We start from the raw sequence: 17,210 nt of genomic DNA on the forward strand, positions 1-17,210 counted from the left end.
GTGAACAACATTGCGACGTCCGACCCCTACGCGGTGCTGGGCGTCGCACGCAGTGCGACGAATGCGGAGATCACCCGCGCATATCGGCGGCTGCTGCGAACCCACCACCCGGACCTGCGATCCGGCGGTGACGCACCGACCCACACCACGGCTGAGTTGCAGCGGGTTCTGCAGGCGTATGCGGTGCTGCGCGATCCGGTGCGTCGTGCCGCCCACGACCGCGCGACGCGGCGGATGAACGGGCTGCGCGCAACCCGACCGGGTCCGCCGCCCCTGTGGGCGGGGCCGGTGCGCTGGCACGCGGTGCGCTAGCTGTCGGACCGTGATGCTGTCATGGGCGGTATGGCCAGGCGGTGGACTTCGGATGTCGATGCGGCGTTCGACACGGAGTCACGCGGGGTGCTGCGGGTCGTCGGCGGGCCCGGCACCGGCAAGACGAGCCTGCTGGTTGACGTGGCGGCAGCACACATCGGATCGGGTGTTCCGGTCGACTCGGTGCTGCTGCTGACCGGATCGGGTCCGGTGGGCAACCGGATTCGCGGCTCGCTGACCGGGGCCCTGCTGCGAACCGGCGGCGGCACTCTGCCGCCGGTGACCGGCGCGTCACCGGTGCGCACGCTGCACAGCTACGCGTTCGCGGTGCTGCAGTCCGCAGCGCGGCGGGCCGGGAACCCACCGCCGCGGCTGGTCACCGGCGCCGAACAGGACATCGTCGTCCGCGAACTGCTGGCCGGTGACGGTCCGCAGGCGTGGCCCGGGCCGCTGCAGGCGGCGGTGCACACCGACGGCTTCGCCACCGAACTGCGCGACCTGCTGGCCCGCTGTGCCGAACGCGGCGTCGACCCGACGGACCTGATGCGGCTGGGCCGGCGGTCCGGCCGCCCGGAGTGGACCGCGGCGGGCCGGTTCGCCCAGCAATACGAACAGGTGATGCTGCTGCGCGCCGCCGCCGGCACCGCCGCCCCGCAAGCGACGGTGCCGGCCCTGGGCGCCGCGGAACTGGTCGGCGCGGCGCTGGAGGCGCTCGCGGTCGACCATGACCTGCTCGCCGACGAGCGGGCGCGCATCCGGGTGCTGCTCGTCGACGATGCACAGCAACTCGACCCGCAGGCAGCCCGACTGGTGCGGGCGCTGGCGGCGGGCGTCGGGCGCACCGTGATCGCCGGGGACCCCGACCAGGCGGTCTTCGGATTTCGCGGCGGAACCGCCGACGGGCTGCTCACCGACGGGCCCGGCCTGGTGCTGGTCGAGTCGCACCGCTGCACGGCGACGGTCGCCGACGCGGTCCGCGGGACCGCCGCCCGGCTGCCGGGGCAGGGCGCGGCGCGGCAGCTCACCGGCAGCGGCGCCGGCGGGTCGGTCCGGTGCCGGCTGGCGTCCTCAGCGCGCGCAGAGGAGGCGCTGATCGCCGATGCGCTGCGCCGGGCCCACCTGGTCGACGGCGTGCCGTGGTCGCAGATGGCGGTCATCGTGCGGTCGGTGCCGCGCGCCGCGGCACGACTGCCGCGCGCCCTGGCCGCCGCCGGGGTTCCGGTGACGCTGCCGGCTACCGGTGGCCGGCTGCCCGAACAACCGGCGGTCGCCGCCCTGCTGACGGTGCTGACGGCCACGGTCGACGGGCTCGACGGTCCGTCCGCGATCGCGCTGCTGACCGGACCAATCGGGCGGATGGACCCGATCTCACTGCGCCAGCTGCGCCGACTGCTGCCGGATACCGACGGCGGCTTCCACGATCGCCTGGTCGCGGTGCTCACCGGGGAGTCGACCCGGCTGCCGGCCGCCTACGCACGAACGTTGCAGCGAGTGCGCGGGGTGCTGGCGGCAGCCACCCGGTCGCACGCTACCGGCGAGACCCCGCATCACACGCTGTGGCAGGTGTGGCACCGATCCGGGCTGCAGCGGCGCTGGCTGTCGGCGGTGCAGCGCGGCGGGCAAGCCGGTGCCCAGGCATCCCGTGACCTCGACGCGGTGACCGCACTGTTCGACGTCGCCGAACAGTACGTGGCGCGCACCGTCGGCAGCACGGTGCCGGGGCTGCTCGAGCACGTCGCCGCACTGCGCCTCGCGGTGCCCCGCACCGAACCGGCCGCCGGTGTCGAGGCGGTCAGCGTGCTCAGCGCACACGGGGCGCTGGGACAGGAGTGGGACTTCGTCGTCGTCGCAGGCCTGCAGGAGGGGTTGTGGCCCAACACCGTTCCGCGTGGCGGGGTGCTCAACACCCAGCGGTTGCTGGACACGCTCGATGGGATCGGCGCGGACACCTCGATCCGGGCGCCGCTGCGTGCCGAGGAACGCCGGCTGCTGGTGGCGGCGCTCGGGCGGGCCCGGAACCGGCTGCTGGTGACCGCCGTCGACGGCGGCGAGGAGGGTGGTGACGCCGAGGATCAGATCCCGTCCGGGTTCTTCACCGAGCTGACCGGCGTCGACACCGGCGACGACGATCCCGGCCGGTGGTCACCGGTGGTGGCGCCGCCGGTGCTCTCGGCTGCGGCGGTGGTGGGCCGGCTGCGCGCGGCGGTGTGCGCGCCGGCGGGCAGCGTCGAGGACGCCGACCGGAGCACCGCCGCCACCGAACTGGCTCGGCTGGCCCGGGCCGGGGTTCCCGGTGCCGATCCGGCGACCTGGCACGGGGTGGCGTCGGTCAGCACCGAGGAGCCGCTGCGCACCGACCGGGAACTGAGCCTGTCGCCGTCGTCGCTGCAGACCCTGCTCGACTGCCCGCTGCGCTGGGTGATGGAGCAGCACGGTGCACGTGACGGCGCCGATCTGCGCTCGACGATCGGGTCGGTGCTGCACGCGCTGATCGCGGAGACGGGCCGCAGTGAAACGGAACTGCTGGCCGAGTTGGACCGGGCCTGGCAGCACCTGCCGTTCGACGCGCAGTGGTACTCCGACAACGAGCTCGACCGGCATCGCGGCATGCTCGAGGCCTTCCACCGCTGGCGCGACCAGACCCGGGGCGAGCTGACCGAGGCCGGGGTCGAGATCGGGTTCGAGGGCCCGATCGACGGCGTTGACGGGGTGCGGCTGCGCGGGCGGGTGGACCGGGTCGAACGGGACGCCGCCGGCCGTCTGGTCGTCGTCGACGTCAAGACCGGCCGGACGCCGGTCACCAAGGACGACGCCCAGCGGCACGCCCAACTGGCCACCTACCAGCTGGCGGTCTCGGCCGGGCTGATCGCCGAGGGGGAAGAGTCGGGCGGTGCGCGGCTGGTCTACCTGGGCCGGCAGGTGGCCAGCGGCCCCGCCGAACGACACCAGGATCCGCTGACCCCGGAGGCGAACGAAGCCTGGCGCGCCGAGATCGCCGAGGCCGCCGCGGCGACCGTCGGCCCGGTCTTCACCGCGCGGATCAACGACGGCTGCCGGCACTGCCCGGTGCGGCCGATCTGTCCGGCGCACACCGAACGGCCCGGATCGTGACGCCGCGGTACGCGCCCGTCGACCTGGCCGATGCGCTCGGGCTGCACCGGCCCACCGAGGAGCAGGCCGCCGTCATCGCCGCACCGCCGGGACCGCTGGTGGTGATCGCCGGCGCCGGCGCCGGCAAGACCGAGACGATGGCTGCCCGGGTGGTGTGGCTGGTCGCCAACGGCTACGCCGAGCCCGGGCAGGTGCTCGGGCTGACGTTCACCAAAAAGGCGGCCGGGCAACTGCTGCGCCGGGTGCGGTCCCGGCTGGCGCGGCTGGCCGGTGCCGGCCTGATGACCGGTGAGCCCACCGGCGGAGCCCCGGACTCCCCGGACGCCCCGACCCCGACCGTCAGCACCTACGATGCGTTCGCCGGTGCGCTGCTCCGTGAGCACGGATTGCTGATCGGGATCGAACCGAGCACCCGGCTGCTCACGGCCACCGGATTCTTCCAACTGGTCCTCGACGTGGTCAACAACCACCCGGGCGCGCTGGCCACCGACAAGGATCCGGCCGCGATCGCCTCAATGGTGTTGCGGCTCAACGGCCAACTCGCCGAACATCTGGTGGACACCGACGCGCTTCGGGACACCCACCGCGAACTGGAACAGCTGATCACCACCCTGCCGCCCGGCCCACGCCAACGCTCCAGCGGACCGACCAAGGAACTGCTGAAGCTGCTGGACGCCCAGACCGGACGCGCCGACCTGGTGCCGATCATCGACGCGCTGCACCGGCGGATGCGTGCCGAACGGGTGACCGATTTCGGGGTGCGCATGTCGGCTGCCGCGAGGCTGGCCTCGACGTGCGGCTCGGTCGGGGAGCAGTTGCGGGCCACCTACCGGGTGGTGTTGCTCGACGAGTACCAGGACACCGGGCACGCACAGCGGGTGGCGCTGTCGGCGCTGTTCGGCGGCGGTGTCGACGACGGTCTGGCGCTGACGGCGGTCGGCGACCCGATCCAGTCGATCTACGGCTGGCGCGGCGCATCGGCCACCAATCTGCCCCGGTTCGCCACCGACTTCCCGCTCTCGGACGGCAGCCCGGCGCCCACCCTGCAGTTGCGCACCAGTTGGCGCAACCCGGCCGAGGTGCTGCAGGTGGCCAACGCGGTCTCAGCCGAGGCGCGCAGCCGGTCGGTCGATGTGCGCACGCTGCGCCCGCGCCCGGATGCTCCGCCGGGAACGGTGCGGGCGGCCCTGCTGCCTGATGTGGTCGCCGAACGCGAATGGGTGGCCGAGCACCTGGCGCAGTGCTATCAGCGGGCCGACGCCGCCGGGGTCGCCCCGCCCACCGCCGCAGTGCTGGTGCGCCGCAACGCCGATGCCGCCCCGATCGCCGAGGCGATCCGGGCCCGCGGTGTGCCGGTGGAAGTCGTCGGGCTGGCCGGTCTGCTGTCGGTCCCGGAGGTCGCCGACCTGGTGGCGATGCTGCGGCTGATCGCCGAACCGACCGCCGGTCCCGCAGCCGTGCGGGTGCTGACCGGTCCGCGCTGGCGGTTGGGAGCCGCCGATCTGGCTGCGCTGTGGCACCGTGCACGTGAGCTGCGGGGCACTGGGCGCACTGCCGGGCCGGAATCACCGACGGAGATCGCCGCCCAAGCCGATCCCGATGAGCGCGACGATGCGTGCCTGGCCGATGCTCTGGCCGACCCCGGTGCGCCGGAACGGTATTCGGCCGTCGGGTATCGACGGATCGAGGCGCTGGCGGGGGAGCTGTCAACACTGCGTGCTCAACTGTGGCAGCCGCTGCCGGATTTCGTTGCGGAGGTGCGCCGGGTCCTCGGGCTGGACTGTGAGGTGCGTGCCCGCTGCACGCCGACGGCGGCCGAGACCTCGGAGACCGGCACCGAGCACCTAGACGCGTTCGCCGACGTCGTCGCCGGCTACGCGGATCCGAACGGCAGCGCCATCGGCCCGACGCCGGCCACGGTGCCGAGCCTGCTGGCCTACCTGGATCTGGCCGAGGAGCAGGAGAAGGGGCTGACCTCGGGTGCCCCCGCCGTCGTCGCCGACCGGGTGCAGGTGCTCACCGTGCACACCGCGAAGGGCCTGGAGTGGCAGGTGGTGGCGGTGCCCCACCTGGTGGACCGGGTGTTCCCGTCCAACGCCGCCCGGCGCAGCTGGCTCGGCGACCCCGGCGAGCTGCCGCCGCTGCTGCGCGGTGACCGTGCATCGGCCGGCGACCACGGGGTTCCGGTGCTCGACGTCTCGACCGTCGTCGATCGAAAACAACTGTCCGACACCATCGTCAGTCACCAGGCTCAGTTGGACCGCCGCCGGGTCGACGAGGAACGCCGACTGCTCTACGTCGCGGTCACCCGGGCCGAGGACACGCTGCTGGTGTCGGGGCATCACTGGGGTGCGACCGAGACCAAACCGCGCGGACCGTCGGACTTCCTCACCGAGGTCAAAGCCGTGATCGACGAATCGGCGTCGTCCGGCCAGCCCTGCGGTGTGGTCGAGCACTGGGCGCAGACACCCGCCGATGGGGATTCGAATCCGTTGCGGGACAACGTTGTCGAAGCCTCCTGGCCGGTCGACCCGCTGGGTGCACGCCGTCGTGATGTGGCGGACGGTGCTGCGCTGGTGGCCGCTGCGATGACAGCAGAACCGGCTGCGGTCGACAGCGTCTGGACGGCGGACGTGGAAGCACTGCTGGCTGAGCGCGCCCGTGCCGGTGAGCAACCCGAACCGGTGCTGCCGAACCAGGTGTCGGTGAGCAACCTGGTCGAGTTGAGCCGCGACCCCGACGGTGCGGTGCAGCGGATCAGTCGGCGACTGCCCGCAAGACCCGACCCGCACGCCCTGCTCGGTACGGAGTTCCACGGCTGGGTGCAACGGTTCTACGGCGCCGACCGGCTGTTCGACCTGGCGGATCTGCCCGGCGCCGCCGACACCGATGTGGCCGTGGCCGACGCCGAGCAGTTGGCGGCGCTGCAGGACGCGTTCCGCGCCTCCTCGTGGGCTGATCGCACCCCGGTGGCCGTCGAGGTGCCGTTCGAGATGATGCTCGACGGCACCGTGGTGCGGGGCCGGATCGACGCGGTGTTCGCCGACCCGGACGGCACCGTCACCGTGGTGGACTGGAAGACCGGTGCAGCGCCAGATGGTGCCGACGCACGCCGGCAGGCCGCAGTCCAGTTGGGGGTGTACCGGCTGGCGTGGGCGGCGCTGGCCGGTTGTGACGAATCGGCGGTGCGTGCGGCCTTCCACTACGTGCGCAGCGGGGTCACCGTGGTGCCCGACACGCTGCCGGGCCCGGCGGAGTTGGCCGCGTTGCTGCATCCGCAACCCGGGTGATGGCTACAGTGGGTCCGTGCGTCAGGGTGACCGGTGACCGTCCGCCGTGGGTAGGGGCAGTTGGCGGCGTCGGCTCGGCGGGGAATCGGGGGAGCCCGGCTACGCACTCGTCGGCGTGCTGCACGCTCCCCAGCGCCAGGCCAGCCCCGGTGCGATCGTCCTGCGCCGTACCCTCATGGCGCTGGCGGCGCTGGCCGTCGCGACCCTCTGCGTGTACTTCGACCGCGACGGCTACCAGGACGTCCGGGGGGACCGGCTGACGTTCCTGGACGCGCTCTACTACTCCGCTGTCACCCTGTCGACCACCGGCTACGGCGACATCACCCCGGTCACCGAGTTCTCCCGGATGATCAACGTCCTGGTGATCACCCCGTTGCGGGTCGTGTTCCTGATCCTGTTGGTCGGGACGACATTCGAGGCGCTGACCGAGGAATCGCGGCAGGCGTTCAAGATTCAGCGTTGGAGGAGGAAAGTGCCCAACCCCACCGTCGTCATCGGCTACGGCACCAAAGGCCGGACCGCGATCGACGCCATGCTCAGCGACGAGGTCCCGATGGCGGACATCGTCGTGGTCGACACCGACCCGGCCGCGCGCAAACGCGCCAACGACGCCGGGCTGTTCACCGTGGACGGCGACGCGACCAAGTCCGGCGTCCTGCGCAAAGCGAACGTCCAGCATGCGTCGTCGGTCATCGTGGCGGTCGGCGAGGACGCCACCGCGGTGCTGGTCACGCTGACCGCACGTGAGATCGCCCGGGACGCCAAGCGAGACGTCAAGATCGTCGCGGCGATCCGGGAGGACGAGAACCAGCATCTGCTGCTGCAGTCCGGTGCGGACTCGGTGGTGGTGTCCTCGGCGACCGCCGGGCGGCTACTCGGCATCGCCACCAGCACACCGATGGTGGTGGAGGCCATCGAGGATCTGCTGACCCCCGGTGAAGGTCTGGCCATCGTCGAACGGGAGGTCGACGCGACCGAGGTCGGCGGCTCGCCGCGGCATCTGCGCGACATCGTGCTCGGCGTGGTCCGGGACGGCCGCCTGCTGCGGGTGGGCGCACCCGACGTCGACGCGCTTGAGGCCGGTGACCGCCTGCTGTACGTGCGCAACGTGGCGAACTAGTGGACTTCCAACTCAAGCAGGTGCCGCTGCTGTCGCGGGTCGGCGCGGACCGGGCCGACCAACTGCGCACCGATGTCGACGGGGCTGTCGCCGGCTGGCCGCAGGCGGCGCTGCTGCGGGTGGACGGCCGTGGTCAGGTACTGGTCGCCGAACACCGGGTGGTGCTGGCCGACGCGATCGAACTGGGCCCGACACCGCCGCCGGACGCGGTGTTCCTGGGCCGGATCGAAGACGGTCGGCACGTCTGGGCGGTGCGGGCCGCGCTGCAGGCGCCGACGGGCGTCGACACCACCGTGCTGAACCTGCGGGCCACCGGCGACATCTTCGACGACGTCAGTGCCCAACTGGTGTCGTCGGCCGTTGCGCTGCTGAATTGGCATGACAGTGCACGCTTTTCAGCGGTCGACGGGTCCGCGACCCGGCCGGCGCGCAGCGGCTGGGCGCGGGTCGACCCGGTGACCGGGCGGGAGGAGTTCCCGCGCATCGACCCGGCGGTGATCTGCCTGGTGCACGACGATGCCGACCGGGTGGTGCTGGCCCGTCAGCACGGCTGGCCGGAGCGGATGTTCTCGCTGCTGGCCGGGTTCGTCGAAGCGGGCGAGTCGTTCGAGGTCTGCGTCGCCCGCGAGGTGCACGAGGAGGTCGGGCTCACCGTCCGCGACATCCGCTACCTGGGCAGTCAGCCGTGGCCGTTTCCCCGATCGCTGATGGTCGGCTTCCATGCGGTCGCCGATCCCGGCGGCGAGTTCGTGTTCAGCGACGGCGAGATCGCCGAAGCGGCCTGGTTCACCAGGGGTGAGGTGCGCGCCGCGCTGGCCGCCGGTGACTGGCAATCCGGTGCGTCGAATCAGGACCTGCTGCTGCCCGGCTCGATTTCGATCGCTCGGACGATCATCGAGTCCTGGGCGGCGGTGGATGGGTAGCCGAGCCGTGCTGCCGATCGCGCTGGCAGCGGTCGCGGTCGGCGCTGCCGTGACCGGAGTGTGGGTTCTCACCGGGCGGGGTGTGCCCGAAGCGGTGGGCCCGCCCGGCTTTCCCGACCTCGCCGGCTATCGGGCCGTCGACGCGGCGTCGTACCGGAGCAGTGCCGGTGGTGAAGCCGAGGTGGTCTTCTCCACCCGCGGCGGCGTGGAGTGCCGGCTGCCCGAAGATGCGGACCGTCTGGGCGGTGCCCGGTGCTCGGGCCTGCTGCCCGGCCTGCCCGAAACCGCGGACTCCGGATTGGGGTGGACGAACTGTCCGGCGGTCGGTACGGACTGGGGGAGTTCAGCGAATTACTTCCCCTGGTACGTCTTCCATGCCCGAAGCGAGGGGTACCTCCCGCGCGCACCTGGTGCCGCATACCATTCCAATCCGCCGTGCCGCCCGTCGTTCCGCTCACCGATCTTGGAAGACGGGCAGCGGATCAGCGCCGCGCACATCACCTGCGCGGTCGGGCCCGGCAACCAGCTCTCCTGTATCGACCCGGTTCTCAACCGCGGTTTCGTGTTGACGCCTGCCGGCAGTTGGACGTTCTAGATGCTGTCACCGCGTGCCGCAGCGATGCCCCGCATGATCGGGGCGGTGGCCGGCGCCGTGCTGATGATCGCTGCAGGGTTGCCGATCACCTCGTGTCATCGCGGCGCGGGCGGCGGCGGCCGGTCCGACTCCGAGCCGGCGGCTGAATGGTCGACACCCGCCGGGGCGGCGATGATGGCGCTGGACCGGGCACCGGTGCAGGCTTGGCAGCGAAGCGCCGTCGACCTCGGTCTGCCTGCGGACACCGGCCTCGGGAGGGTCTTCGCGACCAGCGGCGACAACGCGTACCTATTCACCAGCGGCTGCATCGGCAGGTGCGGTGACCGGCCGATACGCAACTGGGTGTACGGCATCGACAGTCGCACCGGGGCGCCGCTGTTCGCACCTGTGGAACTCACCGCGGCATTTTCCGGCACCGCGCGGTGCTACTCCAACGGCCCGCGGCTGGCGGTGTGCGTCGGCTCCGATCAGGACGGCTCGATTGCCGTCGTCGATCTGCAGCGCGGAGTGCTGAACTTCGCCGGTGTCACCGACTGGAAAGCCCTGGAGGTGTGGGGTTCGCGGCCGGTGGTCAACGAGCCGGACGGGTTCTACGGTATCGGTGCGCACGGCGAGCGCACCTGGCATTACCCGGGGCGCGGCGCATTCATCGGGGTCAAGTTCGATGACCCCTCCGACGATGATCAGCGTCCTGAGGTCGCCGTGCGCTTCGTTCGCGACGCCACCCCCGCGTATCGGGTGGTCTCGCTGCTCGACGGGGCGGACCGTACCCCGGTGCCGCCGGCCGGCATTGAGTTGAAGGCCGCCGCGGCCTACACCGGCGGCTTCGCGTACCAGTACCGGAACCGGGATGGCTCGGTTGGGGTGCTGCTCTATGACGACACCGGCCGGCTACTCAACCGAGTGCCTATGGCGCGGAACGTGCTCTGGGACAACCCCGTGCTGCCGACCGTCCTTGCGGGTGCAGAGTTGACGCTGTATCGGGCGAGCGGTGAGCCGGTTATCACGGTCCCGGCCGCTCAGCAGGTGCCGTCATTGCGGGTCGCCGGTGACACCTTGTTCGTCTGGCAGCGGCCCGACGGCGCCGGCGGCGCGCTTTGGAAGACATACGACCTGAGCACCGGCCGGGCCGGCTCGACCTGTCGGCTCGATATGTACTACGACGGTGGTAACGGTTACCTCGGCACCGACGGGCATACCGTCGTCGACAAGGGCGCCGGCGGCATGGATCTGGTCGGCACGGATCTAACCGGGTGCCGGACGGTCTGGACGGTTCCGGTGGGTCCAATCGCGTCGGCCTGCCGGGTCGCCGGCCGGATCGTCGTCGTCACACCCGAACACTTGACCGCGCTGCGCCAGCCGGATTAACCGGCCAGTTCCGCCAGCTTCGCCTTCACGTCGCGCCCGGTCGGGTTCGTCAGCGTCGAGCCGTCGGCGAAGCGCAGCGTCGGTACGGTGCGGCAGCCGCCATTGGCCGACGCGACGAATGCGGCGGCGGCCGGATCCTGTTCGATGTCGATCTCCTCGAACGGGATCTCGTACTTGTTCAGAACTTTCTTGAGCTGGCTGCAGTAACCGCACCAGCGGGTCGAGTACATGACAATCGGGGTCATAGTCATCTGAAACTAGTCGCCCGCTCGGGTTATGCCCGAACCGGTGTCGGGGGCGCCTGACAAGATGGACGCCGTGGTGGACGGCAGCAACGCATTGATCGCCGGCCTGGACGCCGAGCAGCGGGCGGCCGTGCTGGCACCCCGCGGCCCGGTGTGCGTACTGGCCGGGGCCGGGACCGGCAAGACCCGCACCATCACCCACCGGATCGCACAGCTGGTCGCGGGCGGCCACGTCGCCGCCGGACAGGTGCTGGCGGTGACGTTCACCCAGCGGGCCGCCGGCGAGATGCGCACCCGACTGCGCGCCCTGGGTTCGGTGAGCGGTTCCGGGGTCGGCAACGTGCAGGCGTTGACCTTTCACGCCGCCGCACGGCGTCAGTTGCGCTACTTCTGGCCGCGGGTGGTCGGTGACACCGGCTGGGAGCTGCTGGACCGCAAATTCGGGGTGGTGGCCCGCGCCGCCGGACATGCCGGGCTGCGGCTGTCCAACGACGACGTCCGCGACGTGGCCGGTGAGATCGAATGGGCCAAGGCCTCGCTGATCGGGCCCGAGCAGTACCCGGTGGCCGTCGCCGCCGCCGGCCGGGACACCCCGGTGGACGCCGCACAGCTGGCCGCGGTGTACGCCGGCTACGAGGCGCTGAAGGTCCGCGGCGAGGTGGCGATGCTCGACTTCGACGACCTGCTGCTGCACACCGCCGCCGCGATCGAGAACGATCCCGCGGTGGCCGCCGAATTCCGGGACCGCTACCGGTGTTTCGTCGTCGACGAATACCAGGACGTCACCCCGCTGCAGCAGCGGGTGCTCTCGGCGTGGCTGGGGGAGCGCGACGACCTGACCGTGGTTGGCGACGCCAACCAGACCATCTACTCGTTCACCGGCGCCTCACCGCGCTACCTGCTCGACTTCACCCGCGACTTCCCCGACGCCACGCTGGTGCGGCTGGAACGCGACTACCGATCCACCCCGGAGGTGGTGTCGCTGGCCAATCGGGTGATCGCCGCCGCCCGCGGCCGGGTGGCGGGCAGCAAGCTCAAACTGATCGGGCAGCGCGAGCCCGGCCCGACACCGACGTTCCGCGAGTACCCCGACGAGGTCGCCGAGGCCGCCGCGGTCGCCAGGGCGATCGGCACTCTCATCGAGGCCGGTGTCGCCCCCGCGGAGATCGCCGTGCTGTACCGGATCAACGCCCAGTCCGAGGTGTACGAGGAGGCGCTGACCGAAGCGGGCATCGCCTACCAGGTGCGCGGGGGAGAGGGCTTCTTCACCCGGCAGGAGATCCGGCAGGCGCTGGTCGCGCTGCGCCGCGCTGCCGAACGCGGGGCCGACGGCCCGCTGGCCGAGATCGTGCGCGGCATCCTGGAACCGCTGGGGCTGACCGCCGAACCGCCCAGCGGTGCCAAGGCGCGGGAGCGCTGGGAGGCGCTCGCGGCGCTGGCCGAACTGGTCGACGAGGAGGTGGCGCAACGGCCGGCCCTGGACCTGCCCGGTCTGGTGGCCGAACTGCACACCCGGGCCGATGCCCGGCACGCGCCGACCGTGCAGGGCGTGACGCTGGCATCGCTGCATGCCGCCAAGGGACTGGAATGGGACGCGGTGTTCCTGGTGGGCCTGGCCGACGGCACCCTACCGATCTCGCACGCCCTGGCCCACGGCCCGGACTCCGAGGCGGTCGAGGAGGAGCGCCGACTGCTGTATGTGGGGGTCACCCGCGCCCGGGTGCACCTGGCGCTGAGCTGGGCGTTGGCCCGCGCCCCGGGCGGACGGGCCGGCCGCAAGCCGTCGCGGTTCCTCAGCGGCATCGCCCCACAGGCCGACGCGGCGGCGTCGGCACCCGCCCGGCGTAAGGCCCGCGGCGCTCCCAAGCACTGCCGCATCTGCGGCAAGGCGCTGAGTTCTCCGGCCGCGGTGATGCTCAGCCGATGCGAGACGTGTGCCGCCGACGTCGACACCGAACTGCTGACCGCGCTCAAGGACTGGCGATCGCGTACCGCCACCGAATTGAAGGTGCCCGCCTACATCGTGTTCAGCGACAACACGCTCACCGCGATCGCCGAGATGCTGCCCACCGACGAGGCCGCACTGGTCGCGATCCCCGGCATCGGGGCGCGAAAGCTGGAGCAGTTCGGGCCGGACGTGCTCGACATGGTCCGCAGCCGGGGCTGAGCCGTCGCCGAAAAAAATCGGTTGTGGGCCAGCGGCTCGACCGATTACCCTGCTCAACCATGACCACCCGAAGCACGGTCGCGGTAGCCGCCGCACCCGCCGCAGCGCATGCCGCTGCCGGCGTGTCCGTGCATCGTGGTTTCGGTTAACCCGTCAACCGACCGACTCGATGGCCACGGACCCGCTGCGGATCCGTGGCCATTTTTCGTTTTCCGAACCAGGAGCACCCCGATGAAGAACCGATTGCGATTGCCGTGCCGCACCGAACCCGATCTGTGGTTCGCCGACGACCCCGCCGACCTGGAACGGGCCAAAGCGCTATGCGCCGGTTGCCCGATCCGGCAGCAGTGCCTCACCGCGGCGCTGCAGCGGGCTGAGCCGTGGGGCGTGTGGGGTGGTGAGATCCTCGACCGCGGTGCGGTCGTCGGTCGGAAACGCCCGCGCGGCCGCCCGCGCAAAGACCAGGTGGCGGCCTGAGTGCACCCAACCCTTTGGCGTCATCGAGATTGCAGCCTGGGTCGCCGATCTCGCTAACCCACGACCGTCGGCGCAACCTGAACGAGGCGGTCCGACCGCCCGGTTCGACCGCCTACGCCGCCGGTTCAGCGAAGCCCGGGACGAACTCCTCGCTGAGCCGTCTGATCGGCACGTGCGCGTCGAGCTGGCACATGATCGCCGTGGTGGACGCCAGCACCCGCATCGGCATCGCCAGCTTCGGCGGCAGGTCCAGCTGGCGGGCGGTCTTGAGCTGCTCCACCGGGCGCTCCAACTGCTTGCCGGCCATCTTCTGCAGCCACTTGCGGGTGTAGTGGAACACCTCGACCTCGACGGGCTGGACGTACTGGCGCAGCATCTCGTCGATCTCGCGGACCGACACCTCCTGGCCGGGCTGGATGAAGCCGCCCTGGCGCATGGTGGCGATGACGCTGTCGTAGTCCTTGTCGCGGGCGAAGCGGACCGCGGCACCCAGTTCCGGCGGGAACCCGCCGGGCATCGGGGCGACCGCCCCGAAGTCGATGACACCCATCCGGCCGTCGGGCATCAGCATGAAGTTGCCCGGGTGGGCGTCGCCGTGGATCAGTTCCAGTCGGCGGGCGGCGTCCCAGGTGAACTCGGCCAGCCGGGTGCCCATCAGGTCGCGCTGCTCGACGGTGCCGTTGCGGATGATCTCGGCCATCCCGACGCCTTCGATCCACTCCTGAATCACGGTCTTGGGGGCGCTGGCCACCACGTTGGGGATCAGGAAGTGCGGGTGCCCGGCGTAGGCCTTGGCGAAGATCCGCTGGTTGTCGGCTTCGAGCCGGTAGTCCAGTTCCATCTCGGTGCGCTCGATCAGCTCATCGACCACACCCTGCACGTCGACGCCGGGCGCCAGCTGCTTGAAGATCCCGGTCAGCCGCCGGATCGTCTTCAGGTCGGCGCGCAGCGCCTCGTCGGCGCCGGGGTACTGGATCTTCACCGCGACCTTGCGGCCGTCGGCCCAGACCGCCCGGTGCACCTGGCCGATGCTGGCCGAGGCGACGGGGGTGTCGTCGAACTCACTGAACCGTTCCCGCCACTTGGTGCCCAACTGGGCGTCGAGCACCCGGTGCACCTTGTCGGCGGGCAGCGGTGGGGCGTCCTTCTGCAGCTTGGTCAGCGCCTCGCGGTAGGGCTCGCCGAACTGCTCGGGGATGGCGGCCTCCATCACCGACAGCGCCTGCCCGACCTTCATGGCGCCGCCTTTGAGCTCACCGAGCACGGTGAACAACTGGTTGGCCGCCTTCTCCATCAGTTCGGCGGTGACCTCATCCTTGGACTTACCGGCCAGGCGCTTGCCCAGTCCCAGTGCGGCCCGACCGGCGAACCCTACGGGCAGGCTGGCCAGTTTGGCGTTGCGCGCTGCACTCCCACGCTTGATTTCTGACACCTGTCCATCATCCATGACGGGGTTGTGGCGTCCGTCACCGCGTTGGGCATACGGCCGTCAGCAATCACAAAGCGGATGCGGATCCCAATGCCGCGTCATGATGGTTCCCGCTGCCAGATCGAACTCCAGGGTGGTGTTGAGGATGGGCGGCGGTGCCGACTCGCCGACGGTGCCGCGAACCGCCGCCAGCACCCGGTTGACCTGATCGAGGGCCAGCGCCGCCGTCGCCAGCAGTGTCGGCCGGTCGGCGTGGGCGACGGTGTCGCGTAACTGGGCGGCGAGCGCAGGCCAGGCGGCGTCCCGGTCCCGCCGATGCAGGTCTGCGCAGTTCAAACACGAGGTCATACCCGGCAGCACCAGGGGGCCGACCAGTCCGGTGCCGTCGCGCACCCGCACCGGCAGATGCGGGACCCGGTCGGCGTGCAACTCGCGCAGCAGTCGGGGATCGGTGACCAGATAGTCCGACAGCACCACCAGGTCGGTGTCGGAGGCGCTGATCGAGGCGTGCGGTGCGCTGCTGTGCCGGATCCGCGCTCCGGAGCAGCGCAGGGCCTCGACGAGAAGATCCGATAGCGGTCCGCGACCATGAACCCGGATCGACGCCGCTCGGCGTCGCCGGGACCGGGGCGTGTCCCGGGCTGCCACCCGGGCCGTCACCAGCGCTCCCAGCAGGTCGTCGAAGTCCGCGGCGTCGGCCAGGCCGTGCTGCGCGGCATCGTGGTGCAGCGCGGCCAGTGTGGTCGGCGTCTGCATGGTCCGCAGCACGGCGGCCAGTCCGGTGGTGGTCAGTCCGGCCGGCGGGCGCACCAGCACGGCGCGGCGCGGATCCCAGCCGACCTGCACCGCGCCGTCGGGTCGCAGCAGCACCGGCAATGTGGAGTCGAGTGCGTAGACGGCCGTGTCGGAGGCGGGCATGACGGCGACCGTGCCACACCCGGCGGCGCGGTGCTGTCAGTCATCCACAGGCGGGTCAGCCGCCGAGCGCTGCGATCAGATCCTTGATCTTCGCCGCGTCGGTGTCGGAGACCGATTCGTCGACCTCCACCGCCTCGATGAGGTCGGCGCGCAGCCCGACACCGTTGGCGGCCTCCTTGGTCGTCAGCTTGGCGCGGGTGCGTGCCGTGTAGAGGCGCTGACCGAGCGTGCCGGAGGGGGTCGCGGCGGCGCGGGCCATCAGGGTGTCGTAACAGATGCGGATCTCGCTGAGCGCCACCGCGACCGACGGCGCGGTCCGGCTGCGGCGCGCGGCGTGGGTCAGCGAGCGGTGCAGCTTGCGCAGGCCGGCCAGGATGATCCCGACCCGCTCGCCGAACTCGGCGTCGTCGGTGTCAGGCAGTTCGTCGATCGCCGAGCCGTACATGTGCATGGCCGCCTCGGCCATGCCGACGATCACCGGGCCTTCGCCCTCATCCAGTACGGCCTCGGCCATCGTTCCTCCATGCGGTCAGCGCGAATTAAGTGAATAGTGGTGTGACGCGCCGGATTTCGGGTCCGTACCCGGTTCGGCACCGGCCGAAACGGTAACGCGCTTTGATCCCCCAGGCAAGACCCGGCGCGGGCTCACAACCGCGGCCGGCGAGCCAGGTCGCGGATGCGCTGAGCGCACCGGTCTTCGTAGTTCCGGATCTCGGCATCCATCCGTTGCAGCCGCTGCTGGTAGACGGCGGCCTGCTCGGTGCGGGCGATCCGCTCGGCGTCCAACTGGACCCGGACCGCCGGGTCGGTAGTGGTTTCGGCAGTCGACCAGTCGAGGCCGTCGGTGACGGTGGTGAACGTTTCGGTGTCGACGCGGTAGCGCTCGGACTCGATGCGGCGGATGAGGGCGATGAACGGCTGACGCCGGGCGTGGATGGAGTCCTCGGAGCTTTGCCACAGGCCGGCTAGCTCTTCGAGTGCCTCGCCGACGAATCCCAGGGTCGCAGCCGCTTCGCCGGCGTGGTTCTGCAGGTAGCTCAGCGTCGGCGTGGCGTTGACGGGCGTCCGGTCGGCCACCGGTTTCACTTCGGCGATGAGCCAGTCCATCACCTCGCACACAGCCGCACCGGTCGGGCGGTGGCCGACCTCGCGCTCGTCTTGGCGCCGCTGGGTTTCCAGGAAGCGCAACATCGCGTGCAAGGCGCTCATCGTGTGGCCATTGTCAATACGCTGCGGACGCCGACAAGACCGGCGC

At 71.3% G+C, this 17,210-nt stretch carries 14 protein-coding genes; 9 read left to right on the plus strand and 5 right to left on the minus strand.

The annotated features are described in order from the left end of the window. From KIH27_RS08595 to KIH27_RS08625, 7 genes are read left to right on the plus strand one after another with little or no spacing between them, the layout of a single operon-like run. Nucleotides 1-312 (plus strand): J domain-containing protein, encoded by a 312-nt coding sequence (locus KIH27_RS08595; protein ID WP_307856818.1) that lies wholly within the window; start codon nucleotides 1-3, stop codon nucleotides 310-312. Between the two features lie 30 nt (nucleotides 313-342). After that, on the plus strand, nucleotides 343-3,423 hold the full coding sequence (locus KIH27_RS08600) for an ATP-dependent helicase (protein ID WP_214092521.1): 3,081 nt from the start codon (nucleotides 343-345) through the stop codon (nucleotides 3,421-3,423). After that, nucleotides 3,420-6,713 (plus strand): ATP-dependent helicase, encoded by a 3,294-nt coding sequence (locus KIH27_RS08605; RefSeq protein WP_214092522.1) that lies wholly within the window; start codon nucleotides 3,420-3,422, stop codon nucleotides 6,711-6,713. The genes KIH27_RS08600 and KIH27_RS08605 overlap by 4 nt, the downstream gene beginning before the upstream one ends. Nucleotides 6,714-6,759: 46 nt before the next feature. Continuing rightward, nucleotides 6,760-7,833, plus strand: coding sequence for a potassium channel family protein (locus tag KIH27_RS08610; protein ID WP_307856819.1), 1,074 nt, complete (start codon nucleotides 6,760-6,762; stop codon nucleotides 7,831-7,833). Then, nucleotides 7,833-8,756, plus strand: a complete 924-nt coding sequence (gene nudC, locus KIH27_RS08615; RefSeq protein ID WP_214092523.1) for an NAD(+) diphosphatase — start codon at nucleotides 7,833-7,835, stop codon at nucleotides 8,754-8,756. Before KIH27_RS08610 ends, nudC begins: the two co-directional genes overlap by 1 nt. After that, on the plus strand, nucleotides 8,749-9,351 hold the full coding sequence (locus KIH27_RS08620; RefSeq protein ID WP_214092524.1) for a hypothetical protein: 603 nt from the start codon (nucleotides 8,749-8,751) through the stop codon (nucleotides 9,349-9,351). The genes nudC and KIH27_RS08620 overlap by 8 nt, the downstream gene beginning before the upstream one ends. Before the next feature lie 33 nt (nucleotides 9,352-9,384). Then, complete coding sequence (locus KIH27_RS08625; protein ID WP_214092525.1) at nucleotides 9,385-10,719, plus strand: 9-bladed beta-propeller domain-containing protein; 1,335 nt, start codon at nucleotides 9,385-9,387, stop codon at nucleotides 10,717-10,719. Here the strand turns inward: KIH27_RS08625 and KIH27_RS08630 are convergent. Continuing rightward, nucleotides 10,716-10,970 carry a mycoredoxin gene (locus KIH27_RS08630; protein WP_214092526.1) on the minus strand — a complete coding sequence of 85 codons (255 nt, stop codon included), beginning with the start codon at nucleotides 10,968-10,970 and terminating at the stop codon, nucleotides 10,716-10,718. The genes KIH27_RS08625 and KIH27_RS08630 overlap by 4 nt on opposite strands. Before the next feature lie 58 nt (nucleotides 10,971-11,028). Here KIH27_RS08630 and KIH27_RS08635 point away from each other — a divergent pair, with 58 nt between their 5' ends. Both KIH27_RS08635 and KIH27_RS08640 read left to right on the plus strand, forming a co-directional pair. Further along, nucleotides 11,029-13,131: an ATP-dependent DNA helicase UvrD2 gene (locus KIH27_RS08635; RefSeq protein WP_250149814.1), complete on the plus strand. Its 2,103-nt coding sequence runs from the start codon at nucleotides 11,029-11,031 to the stop codon at nucleotides 13,129-13,131. Between the two features lie 231 nt (nucleotides 13,132-13,362). After that, nucleotides 13,363-13,608, plus strand: coding sequence for a WhiB family transcriptional regulator (locus KIH27_RS08640; RefSeq protein WP_214092527.1), 246 nt, complete (start codon nucleotides 13,363-13,365; stop codon nucleotides 13,606-13,608). A gap of 112 nt (nucleotides 13,609-13,720) precedes the next feature. Here the strand turns inward: KIH27_RS08640 and KIH27_RS08645 are convergent, their stop codons facing one another. The 4 genes from KIH27_RS08645 to KIH27_RS08660 form a co-directional block, all read right to left on the minus strand. Next, nucleotides 13,721-15,055, minus strand: a complete 1,335-nt coding sequence (locus KIH27_RS08645; RefSeq protein WP_214092528.1) for a macrolide-binding ATPase MABP-1 — start codon at nucleotides 15,053-15,055, stop codon at nucleotides 13,721-13,723. 42 nt (nucleotides 15,056-15,097) lie between these two features. Continuing rightward, on the minus strand, nucleotides 15,098-15,955 hold the full coding sequence (locus tag KIH27_RS08650; RefSeq protein WP_214092529.1) for a TOMM precursor leader peptide-binding protein: 858 nt from the start codon (nucleotides 15,953-15,955) through the stop codon (nucleotides 15,098-15,100). Nucleotides 15,956-16,010: 55 nt separating this feature from the next. After that, the gene (locus KIH27_RS08655; protein ID WP_214092593.1) at nucleotides 16,011-16,400 is read right to left on the minus strand and encodes a hypothetical protein; all 390 of its coding nucleotides are present in this window, start codon (nucleotides 16,398-16,400) and stop codon (nucleotides 16,011-16,013) included. Nucleotides 16,401-16,600: 200 nt separating this feature from the next. After that, complete coding sequence (locus tag KIH27_RS08660; RefSeq protein ID WP_214092530.1) at nucleotides 16,601-17,164, minus strand: hypothetical protein; 564 nt, start codon at nucleotides 17,162-17,164, stop codon at nucleotides 16,601-16,603. Nucleotides 17,165-17,210 lie beyond the last annotated feature (46 nt).

The organism is Mycolicibacter acidiphilus (genome assembly GCF_018455725.1).
GTDB classification, from domain to species: Bacteria; Actinomycetota; Actinomycetes; order Mycobacteriales; family Mycobacteriaceae; genus Mycobacterium; species Mycobacterium acidiphilum.

Excerpts from the sequence above, each read along its gene's own strand:
- KIH27_RS08600 (WP_214092521.1), top strand. The coding sequence starts at position 343 with ATGGCCAGGCGGTGGACTTCGGATGTCGATGCGGCGTTCGACACGGAG.
- KIH27_RS08625 (WP_214092525.1), top strand. The coding sequence starts at position 9,385 with ATGATCGGGGCGGTGGCCGGCGCCGTGCTGATGATCGCTGCAGGGTTG.
- KIH27_RS08650 (WP_214092529.1), bottom strand. The coding sequence starts at position 15,955 with ATGCCCGCCTCCGACACGGCCGTCTACGCACTCGACTCCACATTGCCG.
- KIH27_RS08640 (WP_214092527.1), top strand. The coding sequence starts at position 13,363 with ATGAAGAACCGATTGCGATTGCCGTGCCGCACCGAACCCGATCTGTGG.
- KIH27_RS08630 (WP_214092526.1), bottom strand. The coding sequence starts at position 10,970 with ATGACTATGACCCCGATTGTCATGTACTCGACCCGCTGGTGCGGTTAC.
- KIH27_RS08635 (WP_250149814.1), top strand. The coding sequence starts at position 11,029 with ATGGACGCCGTGGTGGACGGCAGCAACGCATTGATCGCCGGCCTGGAC.
- KIH27_RS08645 (WP_214092528.1), bottom strand. The coding sequence starts at position 15,055 with ATGGATGATGGACAGGTGTCAGAAATCAAGCGTGGGAGTGCAGCGCGC.
- KIH27_RS08660 (WP_214092530.1), bottom strand. The coding sequence starts at position 17,164 with ATGAGCGCCTTGCACGCGATGTTGCGCTTCCTGGAAACCCAGCGGCGC.
- KIH27_RS08620 (WP_214092524.1), top strand. The coding sequence starts at position 8,749 with ATGGGTAGCCGAGCCGTGCTGCCGATCGCGCTGGCAGCGGTCGCGGTC.
- KIH27_RS08655 (WP_214092593.1), bottom strand. The coding sequence starts at position 16,400 with ATGTACGGCTCGGCGATCGACGAACTGCCTGACACCGACGACGCCGAG.